The sequence below is a fragment of the Labrenzia sp. THAF187b genome (assembly GCF_009363375.1).
In the GTDB taxonomy this organism is placed as follows: Bacteria; Pseudomonadota; Alphaproteobacteria; order Rhizobiales; family Stappiaceae; genus Roseibium; species Roseibium algicola.
In genome coordinates this window covers 3,371,617-3,385,498 of record NZ_CP045344.1, presented here as the reverse complement: position 1 = coordinate 3,385,498, position 13,882 = coordinate 3,371,617, and the positions used below count along the sequence as shown (strand labels likewise).

10 protein-coding genes are annotated in these 13,882 nt (G+C 59.7%); 1 reads left to right on the top strand and 9 read right to left on the bottom strand.

The features are described from left to right. Nucleotides 1-565 precede the first annotated feature (565 nt). From FIV03_RS15550 to FIV03_RS15535, 4 genes are all read right to left on the bottom strand, one after another. A complete protein-coding gene (locus FIV03_RS15550; RefSeq protein ID WP_152510194.1) occupies nucleotides 566-808 on the bottom strand; it encodes a hypothetical protein in 243 nt (80 codons plus the stop codon). Nucleotides 809-1,806: 998 nt separating this feature from the next. Then, nucleotides 1,807-2,064, bottom strand: a complete 258-nt coding sequence (locus tag FIV03_RS15545) for a hypothetical protein (protein WP_209009673.1) — start codon at nucleotides 2,062-2,064, stop codon at nucleotides 1,807-1,809. A gap of 138 nt (nucleotides 2,065-2,202) precedes the next feature. Next, nucleotides 2,203-2,508, bottom strand: coding sequence for a hypothetical protein (locus FIV03_RS15540; RefSeq protein WP_152510192.1), 306 nt, complete (start codon nucleotides 2,506-2,508; stop codon nucleotides 2,203-2,205). After that, nucleotides 2,505-3,284, bottom strand: coding sequence for a glycoside hydrolase family 108 protein (locus FIV03_RS15535; RefSeq protein ID WP_209009672.1), 780 nt, complete (start codon nucleotides 3,282-3,284; stop codon nucleotides 2,505-2,507). The genes FIV03_RS15540 and FIV03_RS15535 overlap by 4 nt, the downstream gene beginning before the upstream one ends. 321 nt (nucleotides 3,285-3,605) lie before the next feature. Between FIV03_RS15535 and FIV03_RS15530 the strand changes: the two genes are divergently transcribed. Further along, nucleotides 3,606-4,280 carry a methyltransferase domain-containing protein gene (locus FIV03_RS15530; RefSeq protein WP_152510191.1) on the top strand — a complete coding sequence of 225 codons (675 nt, stop codon included), beginning with the start codon at nucleotides 3,606-3,608 and terminating at the stop codon, nucleotides 4,278-4,280. Nucleotides 4,281-4,429: 149 nt separating this feature from the next. Here the strand turns inward: FIV03_RS15530 and FIV03_RS15525 are convergent, their stop codons facing one another. From FIV03_RS15525 to FIV03_RS15505, 5 genes are all read right to left on the bottom strand, one after another. Next, nucleotides 4,430-6,799: a hypothetical protein gene (locus FIV03_RS15525; RefSeq protein WP_152510190.1), complete on the bottom strand. Its 2,370-nt coding sequence runs from the start codon at nucleotides 6,797-6,799 to the stop codon at nucleotides 4,430-4,432. 59 nt (nucleotides 6,800-6,858) lie between these two features. Further along, nucleotides 6,859-9,378: a hypothetical protein gene (locus FIV03_RS15520; protein WP_152510189.1), complete on the bottom strand. Its 2,520-nt coding sequence runs from the start codon at nucleotides 9,376-9,378 to the stop codon at nucleotides 6,859-6,861. Continuing rightward, a complete protein-coding gene (locus FIV03_RS15515) occupies nucleotides 9,375-10,523 on the bottom strand; it encodes a hypothetical protein (protein ID WP_152510188.1) in 1,149 nt (382 codons plus the stop codon). Before FIV03_RS15515 ends, FIV03_RS15520 begins: the two co-directional genes overlap by 4 nt. Nucleotides 10,524-10,847: 324 nt before the next feature. Continuing rightward, a complete protein-coding gene (locus tag FIV03_RS15510) occupies nucleotides 10,848-11,114 on the bottom strand; it encodes a hypothetical protein (RefSeq protein ID WP_152510187.1) in 267 nt (88 codons plus the stop codon). Next, entirely contained in the window at nucleotides 11,114-13,879 is a 2,766-nt protein-coding gene (locus FIV03_RS15505) for a phage tail tip lysozyme (protein ID WP_152510186.1), read from the bottom strand. The genes FIV03_RS15510 and FIV03_RS15505 overlap by 1 nt, the downstream gene beginning before the upstream one ends. Nucleotides 13,880-13,882 lie beyond the last annotated feature (3 nt).

Below are 13,882 nucleotides of genomic sequence, written 5' to 3'. Positions count from 1 at the left end.
TTCACAACCTTGGACAAGGCATGGAAAGGACACGCCTAGTACCACTGGGACGAACGACCACCTCGCATATGGAAAAGAACATTGCACCGAGATGCAGACACATTGCATTCGCTGCCAGAAGATGACGATTGTCAGTTGTGATCTGTTCCAGGACGAAAGGTCGGTTATGGATCTGCCGAAGCGCCGGCGCTTTCGCTGCACTAGGTGCGGCGGGGCGCGGGTGGAACCCGACCGAATTATCCGTCAAAGGATCATCGCAGCAGCTGGTATGGGCTTGAAAAGCGGAAATGATTCGGTCTGCCAAACAGAACTTTACTCAGATTAGCCTGAGGACATTAGCAGTTTTCACAAGGTTTTTGTGCCAAACTTGTTGATGACCACTATATATAGGTGACCGGACTGATTTTAACTGCATGTTAGTAATTGCCTCGTGCGACGGGGGCCAATGATCAGGAGCACCACCTCCGTAAATCATCGGCCCGCCTTTATGGCCCACAGGCTGGCGAACTCAAATTGCGGAGCCCTTCGAATGCTTGCCGTCGGAGCTTCGTCGTAGGCCAAATCACTATGGGAAAGTTCCCACCGCTTCACCATTGTCCGTGTAAACGTGCAATGCAAGACCAACGGCAGAAATTTCTACACATTTCGTGAAACAGGCATCTTCGCGCGTGGAACACCCCATGAAGCGAAGCGACCGTCCCCGCTTCCCTTCCACATGCTTGTCATAGGCCGACAGGTCGGTCAGCAGGCAGTGCGTTGCCGATCGATCGATCTTGATCACCTGCTTGTTGCCAAGGCCGCGCAGCACGCTTGTCTCCAGCGCCTGTCTCAGCGTTGTCGACCAGCTGCCCTCAAGTAATTCGCCATGGCGCGCCGATCTACTATTTTGGTTGGCACCACGCGTCAACTTATCGGGACAGACAAATAAATCCTATTGGTGCCAGACATGCTTAGGCATGCTTCAGGCAATTGGATTGGCCGTTCTCGATGCCCTGAACACGTCACCAGCAGCGGCCTCGTCAATCACCGAGGGTACTAATGAACAGGCGGACACGAGGGGCTATTTGCTGTCATGCCAGGTCGAACAGGAACTTGCAGGCGCACGGAAGGTCATTGATGCCGAGTTGTCCCAACCAAAATAGTAGACCGCCACGCAGGCAACTTCACTAGATATGCTAGCAACGAGCCTATGGGATTATTGATCGTCACGCCCTGTTATTGCGGGACGTAGAACATCAACCCAAAACCAACCGAAGCCGACTGCAAGAAGTAAACCTACAGCCATTAGAGCCATCGCGTGAATATAGCCCCAAACAAACAGCTGAAAATAAAGAAGCAATAGACCAGAGCTTCCAATTGCGAGCGAAACGATTGCAATCAATACTTTCCGCATAATGACTATCCTTAATTTTTCAATCCGGTAATTCTGAAAGACGCGACACGGATAATAGAATCTCGTTCAACGCCCCGGCCAATCTGGGCTGGGTTCTAGATAAACGGCGTGAAGATGATGTAAAGGTGTTTCACAGCTTCAGCACGTTTGCTCACTGTTGCCTGCCGCTTCGCATCACCGAACGAACCGCGCGACGCCGCACGCGATCTCAATGCTCACGGCGCAGGAATTGCGCTTTACCGCAATTTCTTCAGCAATTTCAAAGGAAGATAAATGGTGGGTGAGTGGGGGCTCGAACCCCAGACCCGCTGATTAAGAGTTATTATTGGTTCTTTGTTTTTCAGCTACTTATGAGAAGTAAATAAACAAGTCCTACGCGATTTTGATAGTCCACATGAACTCTACGGCGAGTCTTATGGATTGCCTCGCCGCTCCCTGTCAAGACGCTCCAGGGCCTGCCGCGTGCGGCCTACCTCCTGAATTAAATACTTCATGTCGGATCGGATCTCGGTTAGCTCGGTACTCAACGGCCGGAGATCCCGCTGGATCTCTTTCACGTCCGAAGCGTTTTCCGTGATCCGTCGATCATGGTTCGACAGCCCGGCCTCGAGCCGCCCCCAACCGGCAGCCAGGCCGGCAACCATTGTCGCCAGCACGATGACGTTGCCCATCGATACTCCGGGCTGGATCCACTTGTGTCTTGCTTCAGCCATCAGGGGCACCCCAGGCGTTGATAGTTTGCATCGTTTGCGGCAACGCGCTCCAGGCCAGGTCGGTCGGCCTGCGCCAAGGCGACAGTGCCGGCCGGACTAAGGGCGTTCGCCCGGAAGCCCGCGCAGTTGCTGACATGCTTCGACGGGCAGCCCCCGAGAGCGAAGGTAGCCGGCACAAAGATCATGATCAGAAAGGCCCTTGAGCCGGGTTTCATCCTGGACGCGTGCGCGCTCAGCTTCTGTAGCACCTTCCGCCAGTTCCGTTTCATATGTCGCATAGCCGGCCCTCCAGCGCGTTTCCCCGTAGATCCATATGCCTGACAGCACGACCAGGCAGAACAGCGCGCCCAAGGCGTATTTGTTGCCCAGGACGCGCTTGGCGATTTCATAGGCGGCAATCATGCCGGCACCCGGTCACGCTCGAGCCGGTAGATGAAATAGACCCCGCCGGCGACAAGGCACCCGGCAACCGCCCATGCAACGGGTCCGGAGCCGGTCGCGATGGTGACAAGGCTGGCACCGAACGTCCCCAGCAGCTTGAGCCACTTGGGATCCTTGGCGACTTCCTCGACAACGGCAATCGTGCCCTTGTCTTCCTCCAGGGCTTTGCCGGGTGCTTCGGCCTTCGGCGCGGGGATCGGCACGGGTTTGGTCCGCACGGCGTTCATGGCCAGCATCACGCCCCGGTCGATCACACCGTAATCGTCCGTTTGCACGCCGAGCTTTTCGCCCATGATGCGCCGCGTCCAGCCAGTTCCAAAGGTTGACCAGTGCTTGAGGCCCCGGACGAACTTGTACCGCCGCTCGCACAGCTGGCGGACAACGGTATCGGCCGAAAGATCACCGAGGGCTGCCAGGGTTACGTTGCCGATCCAGCCGTCCGGCTTGACACCCAGGACGCGCTGCAGATCCTTGATCGCCCGTTTCGGCCCGGAGTTCACCCCGTAGTCGAACGCGGCATAATCGACGCCGGCAGGCAGCTGGTCGGCCGCGACGGCCTGCCAGTATTGCTCCCGGTAGATCGCGCGGACTTCCGCCTCGGTGATGTGTTTGACGCTTTGCTTGGAAAGGTTCATGCGCCGGCGATAGCCGTCATAGGTGCGCTGGATCACGCCCCTGTTCGTGGCACCGCCCGGGTCTTTCGGATGATTAACATAACCGCCCTCATGGACGAGCACTCAGGACAGGCATTCCTCGAAATTCACCGCCGTCATAATCGCGATCTCCGGTTGCCGGATTGGTTTCTGATCGCGATTATCGACGGTGCAGCGTGGGGTTAACTGAAGCTGATATTTGGGAACTGTGAAATTCCCGGCATTCAACCTATATTTTAGCTGTTTTTTCGACTTATAAGAACTGCGCGTAAAACTTAGAATTGTCTTCGGATCATCGATCTGCAGGCAAATCAGTTAATCAACCCAGGTCTACATCAATTATTGACGAATGCTCTTTGACCGTGCTTCGTTCGACAATTGTTTAGGGAAATCGATAGGCAAAAAATGCATCAATCTGCGTTTAACCACATGCAAAATTGCATCAATTCAAACTTAGCGCGAAACAAGCATTACGATATAATTGAAGTCGGTTCGCGAATGGTAGATGGGCAAAAACTCTCCCACCGTGAAATTCTTCAAAACTTTGACCACTCTTATACAGGTTTGGACGTTGAAGCAGGTCCAAATGTGGACGTTGTTTTGGTACAACCCTACAGTATTCCGATTAAAACATCATCTGCCGATGTCATTGTTTGCGGGCAGGTTTTTGAACACGTTCCGTTCTTCTGGGTATCCTTTCTCGAGATGGCTCGAATGCTCAGGCAAAACGGTTACATCTTCTTGTCCGTCCCTTCCAGGGGTCACGTGCATGCTAGCAAGCAAGAATTCGATTGCTGGCGCTTTTACCCAGACAGCATGAGAGCCCTCGCAGCATTTGCAGGACTGTCTTTGATAGATGTCCATACTGATTTTCCACCCAAAATCCCAGGGTCACGAGCATACGATTACACTCGAGTTGCGGAAGACCGCTATTGGGGCGATACCGTCGCGGTATTTCGGAGGGAAGCTCCACTGACAATCAAGCAGCGAGTTTTTACAGCTGCACTGACTTGGTGGAGCAACCGTCAGGCCCCTAACCTTGCAGAGTTAATTGAACAGAGGATCAGGACCGGAAAATAGCTAGCAACGAGACCTCGATTAACAATGAAATTTGATCTCTTGAACGAGCGTTTTTACAAGAAAGACCAAAATCTTGCTCGTAAACTCGCATTTCAATTCAACCAGACCATTAAGTACGGACAAGAGGTATTGGCACCGCATACCCGTTCTTAAGTAGCTGAGACAGCGGCATAGCTACCGACGACAAACCATCCAGACCCGGTTGAAACTGCGACGCAGGGTTGACCGGCCCGGCCATTTGTACACCAGACATTTGCCCCCGCGCCTGCATCTGCTGCTGCTGGAAGTGTTGCAACTGAATAGACCGGTAACTTTACGGGCTGGCGGAAATCAAATCTGTTTTCGTTATGCTCAAAACCGACGTTCGGTAGCTCTAGACCAGAAGTGTGCGCTCCATAAGAGTATCTGAAGATACCTGTATCATAACGAAATCCAGCCGCCTTTCCGCTCGATCTATCCAAAAGGTAAGCGAATGGTCTAAAGCTTTCAGTAATACGACCTCCATACTCACTTGCAGGTCCATCGTCATAAACATGATCGAGACAGCGCATTCCAGACGGAAAAGGAATAGAGGTGTCTCCTCGCCCCCACAAAGCTTGCATCAGCTCTCGCCCATAGGCATCAGAAGCGCGCAAATTTTGCTTATTATGTACCCAGCTCTGATTGAGCCCACCGACAATATCATTAACCCAAACCACACCAGTCTTCGCTTGGTCAGTGGCAATGTGACCATAAGTAACATTGGTGTAATCGTTGACGTTGATATCGTCACCGGAAGTGTCCTGCCAAGACAATAAGGTTGATGGATAATCACCGCTCTCGATCCACGTAATGCCACTAAAATGAACTTGATCACAGTCGCGAAGACGAACTCGAAACGCAGCAGATGAAGAGACCCGCATCGTTCCGAAGTTGATGTTTCTTACCTGACCACGTCCCGTTGTCGTGGACCCGGCATTTGATGCCCAACCGTCGATATCGACAGCGGCCGGTGAGAAGTCCGGCTCGGCCTCCATGTTATTCCGGGTCAGAGCGGCACCGAAGCCGGTCGGGTCGACCATCCGGCGTCCGGATTGATGCGCCACGTAGATAGCGCAGCGGCCGGTGAAACGCCCGTCGCTGTCGCCGGAAGCCCCGCGCTCATCCGGGACGAGACCGGTTGCCTCATCGTAGTAATCACCTCCCGGGTGCAGCGGGCCGTATTCTGTGAACCCCGAGAAGCCTCCCCAGGAGAGGAAATTGTGATGGCTCCAGCCGTCGCCCCCCGCGAATGTCTCGCCGGACGCCCCTTTCGGCAGCGCAGCGCCATCGGGGTCGAGAAGCTCAGGCAGGTTCAAGGCCCGTGTGTATTCCTGCAGCAACCGGGTTTTGCGGAAGTGGCCAATAATGCCGAAATTGACCGTGTTGAAGCCGGGACGCCCCGTGCGGAGAACCCCGATATCGATATTGTCCCCAAGATTTGTATGACTGAGATCGGTATAGTCGCAGTTCAACCAGAGTAGCCAATCCTGGAAACCTATGCCGTCTGCATGGATTTCGATGGCGGCCGACATCGGATCGTCTTTCAGGTCCGCCCCGGACGCCCGGTGTTTACGCCGGGTCAAAATGCGCTTGGCGAATGTACCGGCTGCAATGACCCGGCTCATCGGTTGAAAATCGCGGGCAAAATAATCCGCCCGACCGTAACCGTAGCCTCGACCCTGACCGACGACCTTTTGCCCTGTCGTCTTGAACAGCAGCGGCTCTGTCGTGACAAAGTCACCTTTTGTCAGCTCGCACTGCACCCCTCCGGCGATCATTGCTTTCAAGGCGGCCGAGCTGTCATTGACGCCTGTCGGATCAGGATTGCCCGGAGCATCGAGGATGCAATACGTGTCCGTGGCACGCTGTTTCATCGTGCGCGTCGTACCCGAAGGCCAGACCGCAACCGAAGCCCCGACACCTTCTGCCGCCGCCGCAGAAGCGGCGGCCTCAACCGCCGCCTGCGCAGCGATGGCAGCATTTTCCTGGGCACCTGCAATATCATCCACATCGCCGCCGTCGCCCCAGTTCCCGTCGGCGGTTCGCTTCAAGAAGTGCCCCCCTGGAACATCAGCAACCTGCCCACCCGCACTCACTGACGGCACCAACAGTGCGCGTCCCAGATCTCGGCGGATTTCTTGCAGGGTGAAGGCGATCTCGGCATGGACACGAGCGAGCGCCTCCATGTTGAGACCGGTGCCTTTGGACAGAGAAATGCTGCGCTCATGGACCCGCGCGCCGAGCACCCGGAATTCCTTCGTGTCCGGATGCACCGCGTCAAATTGAATTGTGAAATAGTCCGCTGTATCCGGCCCCTTGATCACTGTGACGTCCGCCGTCAGCTGCCAGAAGTCTTCGCCGATATCGCGGATTTCCACAACGACGTCGAGAGGATAGATGATCTTGAAAGTGAACGGCCCGAACGTGTCATCGACACCGTTAAAGGCCATAGCGTTAGAAATACGCGCGCTTCGCTCTACGGGATAGGCAGTGGTCATGGTCCGGCTCCAGATTGACCGGACCATGATGGCGGGCGGACAGACAGGTTAAGTGCGGATCAGGACCCGGGCCGGGTCACGTCGAGATCCGGAGCGCGCTCCGGTAGCAGGTTGCCTGGCGACCACCAGGTATCTGTTCCGAGATCGGCGGCATAGCGGCCGCGCCGGCGAAAAGCCTTCTCGGCTTCCGGATCGGTCAGCCGGCGCATGCTGTCCATCAGCACTCGATCATAGGCCAGGCGCCAGAACCACAGCGAGCGGCCGGGCGCGTTCTTGGCAACGAACCGCCGCGTTTCCTCGGCAACGTTCGTCGTGTCGCCTGTCGCGAACTGGGCGGCGTTGCCGAAGGTCAGATCAATGAAATCGGTGCCGAAATCAGCCACCGGCCCGCCAATGGTCGCGCCGATCCCGCCGCCGAAGCGGTTGAGATCACCAAGCAGGAAGTCGCCAACGATGCCGAAGCCGCCGCCCTGCATGAAGGCCTGGCCGGCAAAGGCAAGCGGATTGCCGTCCCTGCCCATGATCGGCCGCGGATCCCGCCCGGATTGAATATCCTTCAACCAGAGCGAAACCGCACCGCCGAGCGCCGTCGTCAGGCTGACAGCAGCGGCAAACCGCGCGCCGGCAGCGCGGGACGCACCGAATTCCCGATAAGCCCGGGAACCATAGAGAAGCGCATAGGTCACCGCGAAGCTCTTGAACATGCCGGCAGAACGGATGATCTCACCCCAGAGCGTACCGGGCTGCGACCCTGCCCGGGTGAAGGACCGGCCGCGCAGGGTGCCGCTCGGCACCGCATATTCGGTTTCCTGCAGGATCATCTCCAGGACACGCTCGGCAAGACCCTCGTCAACGGCGGCGATCTCCTGCGGCCGCAGGAAAGTTGCCCCATCGCGCTCATGCAGCACCGAACTGCGGATCCTGTCCCAATCCTCGGCCGTGAAGCCCCAGCGTTCGAGCGACTTCGCAGTAGCCCGCTCGAGCGTGTTTTTCTTGGCGTTTTTCAGCTCGGCCAGGCTCTTGCCGGCACGATCCGCCAGCATTCCCTGGAAGGAGAGCCCGAAGGAATGCCGCCCGGCCTGCGTCCAGGCCGTCAGCCCCTGCCAGGCCAGCACCCGGTCGGGCAGCACCTGGCTCCATTCCGGACCGGACAGCGTCCCGAGATAGCGCGCCTCAGTGCCAAGGACATGCATGGCCGAGTCCAGGATCAGGCCGCCACGCACGGCTTCCATGCGGCTGGATTTCCTGATCTGGCCGGCAAGGCCGTGCAGGGTAGACAACGCCGGAATGCCGACAAAGCGCCGGGAAATGGCCTGGTAGATCGGATCTGTCGGCAGAGCGGACAAGATGGCCGATCCCAGAATGGACGAGGTCAACCAATTGCGCGTGATCGAAAAGCCGGCCGCCAGCTGCGTGTCCACCGCCACTTCCGCATTGCCCCGGTAGGCTTCCCACATGTTCTCGATTGTGCGGATCTTGCCGCGCGACCGGCTGTCCGCGCGGGCACGTGATCCGGCGAAAGGCACCATATCTCCGGCTTTCTTTTCCTGACCCGCCTTTTCAATCCGCTGTTTCAGGAACGTCAGCATCGCATTCGGGTTTGGCCCCAGACGCTCGACGGCCGCGATGTCACGGGCCATCAGATTGATGTGGTTCATCATCGACGCGAACGGATTGCCTTGGCCGAAATCGCGCTGGTAGGCCAGCCAGTCATTTGAAGACTTGAATACCAGGAACCGATGCTCTGCATGTTGCGAGGCAATCGCACCGCGTCCGAACGTCGTCTGGCTCGGCTCGCGGGACGCCCAGCCGTTGGTGACGATATCTCCCCAGATCCGGTCCAGGATCCCGTCAAGTTCTTCTTCCAGGATCTCGTCACCGGTCACCGGATGGCGCATGCGGGCAAGGTCAATCCGAGGACGGATCGCATCTTTCCATGTTTGCTTGCCAGCGTTCAACAGCGCCTTCGGATCGTGCGACTGCGGCAAGCCCCAGCCTTCCAGCTTGCCGATATCGCCGCCCGCCTTGTTGAAACGCACACGCAGACCGTCCGCGACGTCCGCCCAGGCCTGCGCCAGTGCCTTGGCGGCCGGATCCCCGGTACTCTCACCGAAAGCCTCGCGCACGACATTATCAAGATCAGCGCGGTTCGGCGTTCGGCCGGTCAGGGCGGTGCGCTCGAATTTCTGCAGCAACTCGGTTAGCTCGGCATGGGCCTGGCCGACGATGGCCTTGCGCAGACCTTCCATGGACTGGAACGGCGCGCTGCCATAATGCTCCAGCAGGGCGATAGTTCCCTCGGCCAGGTCTGCCTCACCTTTGGCTGTGCGGTAGGTCAACGTATCCTTCACCGCCTTTTTCTGTGCCAGGGCCTGCAGCAGAAGCCGGCGCTTTTTCAGCGCGGCATCGGCCGCCATCCGGCGCGCGGTCGCTGCCTGGGCGTCCATGGCGGCCGTCGCGGTTCCCTTCTGGGCCGCCTTGCGGCGATAGCCTTCATAGATGTTGCGCAGCCAGGCCGCTTCGCGTTCGGAGATCTCGCCCTGGTCAAGGGCGGAAGTCAGGCAGTTGTCGATGCTCATGAGAGTTTGCAGGCCTTTACGAGATCAGAAAGATAGTTGCCCCGGTTGGCTTCCTCCAGGGCTTCGGCGACCGTCCGCGTTTCGGCCGTCACCCGGCCGTCCTCCTGGACGAACAGCATGTCGGCAAGCTCATCTTCGGGATCCAGCTGGGTCTCCAGCGCTGCGACCTGGTCGGCGGCTTCCGGGCTGTCGGGCTCGAAGGGATCGGGTTTGACCGGGCGAGACGGCACCGCCGGTGCGGCCGCCTGTCCGGGGGCCGCCGGTGCAACGGATCCGTCAGGCGATCCCTGAAGGCCGGAGCGCGCAACCGCCCTGCCCGCTTCCAGGCGGCCGCCGGCGCGGGCATCGGCTGTCCGCTGCACGCTATTGAAGGTCCTGCGAGCCTCACGCAACTTCTTGCGGGCGCGCTTGAGCTGTTTCTCAGGACCAATCCTGAATTCACGCTCAGCGCGCTCCAGAGCGCCCTTGCCGACGGTTTCGATGATGCTGGCACGCTCGGCTTCAAGATCCGCCCGCCGCTTTGCCGGTATCTCTGTCTTGAGTTCCTCCTCGACTGCCCGCATGCGCGCGGCTGTTTCCGGATCGATGCGCTCAAGTGTGTCAGCGGCCGTGCGTGCGCTTAAAGGCCCTTCCAGGTCAGCGACGGCTTTTTGCGCGGCTTCCAGTTCAGCCCGGGCGCTGCCCAGCTCACTCGCCAGGCGGGGATCTGCAGCCAGCTCCTGTTCACGCAGGAACCTGGCAAAGTCCTCCGGATCGCCGGCGTCGAGTGTTTCGGCGAAACGGTTGGCCCGCTCCAGCATCCGTCCGAAATCAGCACTCATGTCGTCGCCGAGCTCGGCGCGTATCGCGCGCATGACGGCGCGGTTGTCGTCATAGACATCGACTGCAGCCCGCGTTGCCGGCGGCAGGCTGTCACGAACAGGAAGAAGGTCGTCCACGATCTTTTCAGGATCCGGTTTCGGCAACTGAGCGTCCACGCGCCGACGCCAGCTGCGCTTGATCGCGCCCGGTGTCTCGATGGCACCGCGCAGCGTGCCGCCAACAATGCCGCCGAGCGCCGTCGCCATGCCGATGTTCTTCAGGCCTTCGGCCAGGCCGTGCGGCAGGCCGGCGTCTTCGCGCCACTTTTGCACGAAAGGCTGCACGGCTGTCTCCGTCGCCCCGGCGACAAGCGCCTCACGCCAGGTCGTTGCCAGAACCTTGCCGGCGACCGTGCGGGCACCACCGGCCCCAAGGCCAAGCGGCAGCGTCAGCAGCGTGACGGGATCCTGCAGCGCGCCGCCGATGCCGCCGGCGACGCCGGCACCGAAACCGGCCCAGTCCTCGCGGGTGGAGGACAGAAGCTCATAATGCTCGGCCGATTGCCTGGCTTTTTCCCTGGCGGCCTTTTCGATGCCGTCCAGGCGGAACGGCGACAGGAGATCGGCCTTATCCGGATGCTGCTCAATGATCTCGCCAACGCGCTTTTCCTAGAGCTTGAAGGGATCACCACGCACGGGATCCCGGTGCATCGGCGTCGATTGTGTGTCCAGGCGCGGATTTTCCAGCTCGATGCCGGTTGCCTCCCGAATGCTCTTGACCGCCTCGTCAAAGGCTTCGGTCTCTGTCAGCAGACGGGCGTTGAAATTGTCGACATAAAGCGCGGTCTCACGTGCCGCTCCGGCAATTGCCGAAAGGCTCGCCTCCCCCTCGTAAACACTTGCATCAGCTGGATCGATCGTCCGGAAAAGGCTCATCAGAAACCACCCCCGCCGGCACCGAAGTTGGGAGACAGGCGCTGGCGCTGCAGCTCGGCCAGGCGAGCAAGATCAAGCTCCCAGAAACCACCGGCAGGATCCGCGACAAATTCCATCCGGCCGCCGCGTTCCTTGCCAATCCGGTAGGCACCGGGAGCGACGGCGAAAAGCACGCCATCCCTGATATCGTCGGCCGTGACCTTTACCCCGAATTCGCCGAGGGGCGACAGCGGCGCGCTGATAGCCTCAAGGTCCTGTTCGCTCATGCCTTCCAGCAGATCTTCGACATTTTCCGCCGTCATGCCCGGCGGCAACAGGACAGTACGACCGTTGATCTCAGCAAAGCCGCCACGCTGGCCGTCCGGCGAGAACACCGCCCCGGCCGCTTCGTTGAGGGCGCGCCGGTAGATCTCTTCCGCTTCCGGACTGTCCGGAGCAACGCCGGCGACTTCCGCCTGGCGACGGGCAATGGACATCGCGCTTTCTTCGACACGGCTACTGTCTTCAGGATGCAGCTGCGACAGCGCGCCGCCCAGCACCTCGGATGTGACGGCCTGCCGCTGTTTCTTCACCGGGTTCGGCGGCCGCTTGCCATCCACCCCAGGCTGGTTTCCAAGAAGCGCGTCCTGGGCCGCACGCGGGTTGCCCCCCAGCGCCAGCACAACGCCGGCCCATTCGGCTTCCGGTGCGGCCTCGCGCAGCTCGCGCAGCATGTCGACCGAGGCAGCGCCCCCGGCTTCCACTATACCCGCGATCAGCCCAAGACTTGTATCCGGTTCGGTGCGGATCAGCTCGGCGATCTCGACCTTCTCTGTCCCGGTGAAATATTTCGGTGCAACGCCGAAGCGTTCGGCAACCGCATGCGCCGTATCGACCCGGCCTTTCACCGCCGAAATCGCCCCGCCGGTCTGCATGGCATCGAGGAGCCCGGGCACCAACGGCACCGCGCCATAGCGTTCGGCGAGAGCCAACGGATCGGTTTCAAGAGCTTTTTCCTGGCGGGCGATCAGGTCGCGGGCAAAGGTAAGATCCTCCCGGTTCACGCTCCCGTCCGGACCTTTCAGGATCTCGGCCAGGTTCTGGCGCACGACACCAGGTGGATTGGTACGCAAATGGCGCGCGACATTCAGCCGGCGCAACGCCGACTGGCCGATGGCTTCCGCTTCCGGAGAAACACCAAGGCCGCGCTCGAAACGGGCGTACTCGGCTTCGGAGATCGATGCCCCGTCCACGATCCGCAACGCGAACTCATCGCCCTGCCGGCGCAGATTGTCGCTTGCCTGGCGCTCGGCCGTGGTCCTGTCCTTCGACAGCTTTTCCAATCCGCCATCGATGCGGGCCCAGCTTTCCCGGTCAACATTCTCCAGCTTACCTTCGGAGTAATCCTTGGCGATCTGCTGGCGCATTTCAACGATTTCATCGGAAGACTTGCCGTCCGCCTGGCCGAGATAAAAGGCAACGGACGTATCGCGCATCGAACTCGCCTTGTAGCGGTCCGCCTCGGCCTGCGTCAGGATCCCCCGAGACACAGCATTGTCGTAATGCTCATCAATGGAACCCTGAATGGAGAACAGATCATCGGCATCGGCTTCCGATCCTGCATTCTGGCCGGCCAGGAAGCGAGCCTTTTCCTCTTCAAGGGTATCGATCCGGCCAAGGAATTCCTCCCGGTCCTTTTGCTCCTGGCGGATCTTTGCCGCCTCGCGGGAGCGCTCAAGCATGTTGAGCGATTTCTTGTCATAGACAGCCGAGTAATCGCCTGCGATCTCATCAAAGACGTGATCCTGCAGATGCGCCGTCTTCAGCTCGCCAAGGGCTTTCTGCAGCATGGCTGGATCTTCGGAATAGGCGTCATAAACTGCTGCCATATCCTGCTGCATGGTGACGTCGAGCTGCTGGAGATAGGTGCGCGTGCCGGCAACATCATAGGCGCGTCCCCGGATCGTCGCGCTACCCGTGGGCCGGAATGTGCCGGGCGCGCCGGCGCGCACTGGAACGGCCTCACCAATGGGCGTCACGCGCATCGGCCCGTCCCGGGCAGCGTCATCGATGGCGATGCCGGACAGACCCTTGGCATAGGCCAGACGGCTCGTATAGCCGTGCCCTGCCGTGGGGTTGGCACGCGTGTAGCCGGCCGGGCGCTCGAAATGCATGAAGGCGGCCACGGCCTCGTCAAGGTTCGTTGCCGCACGCAGGGCGTTACCGGCATAGCTTTCGCTGGTTGCCAGTTCGTGCATCACGAAATCAAGCTGCGCTTCCAGGCTGTCCCAGCTCCGGCCGGAGCTGGCCGCATAGCGCTTGCCGTTCACCAGGCGGTCTCCCCGGTGCTGAAAGGCACCATGAGCCGTGCCGTTGTCGCCGACAGCCTTCAGGTTGAAGCCGCTTTCCTGCATGCCGTGGCCGGCAATTGCCGCCGCCTGGTGCGGCTGCAGGCCGTGCTTCTGGATCAGATAGTCGCGCGCGGCCGCTGCCGTTTCGTTGCTGTCCTTTTCGCCGACGACGATGCCGCGTGCAGCGGATCCGCCAGTGATCATTCCAGCCTGGGGAGCGCCGGCCAGTGCTGCACGGATCCCGGCGCGCTCGCCCTCGATGGCGGCCTGCCGGTCCGCCATCTGCCCGAATTGTCCGGCCAGGCGCGCGAAGCCGGCCGCCACCCGGCGCTCCATGTCACCACCTTCCCGGGAGACCGCCAGGAGCCCGTCAGCCTTGGTTCCCTGCGGCCGAAACTGCCTGTATCCGACTTGTTGACGCTGCCGATTTGACATGAA

What these genes read in the sequence shown, in the direction of transcription:
- FIV03_RS15545 (WP_209009673.1), bottom strand. Translation starts at nt 2,064, where the DNA reads ATGGGCAACGTCATCGTGCTGGCGACAATGGTTGCCGGCCTGGCTGCC.
- FIV03_RS15505 (WP_152510186.1), bottom strand. Translation starts at nt 13,879, where the DNA reads ATGTCAAATCGGCAGCGTCAACAAGTCGGATACAGGCAGTTTCGGCCG.
- FIV03_RS15525 (WP_152510190.1), bottom strand. Translation starts at nt 6,799, where the DNA reads ATGACCACTGCCTATCCCGTAGAGCGAAGCGCGCGTATTTCTAACGCT.
- FIV03_RS15540 (WP_152510192.1), bottom strand. Translation starts at nt 2,508, where the DNA reads ATGATTGCCGCCTATGAAATCGCCAAGCGCGTCCTGGGCAACAAATAC.
- FIV03_RS15520 (WP_152510189.1), bottom strand. Translation starts at nt 9,378, where the DNA reads ATGAGCATCGACAACTGCCTGACTTCCGCCCTTGACCAGGGCGAGATC.
- FIV03_RS15530 (WP_152510191.1), top strand. Translation starts at nt 3,606, where the DNA reads ATGCATCAATCTGCGTTTAACCACATGCAAAATTGCATCAATTCAAAC.
- FIV03_RS15510 (WP_152510187.1), bottom strand. Translation starts at nt 11,114, where the DNA reads ATGAGCCTTTTCCGGACGATCGATCCAGCTGATGCAAGTGTTTACGAG.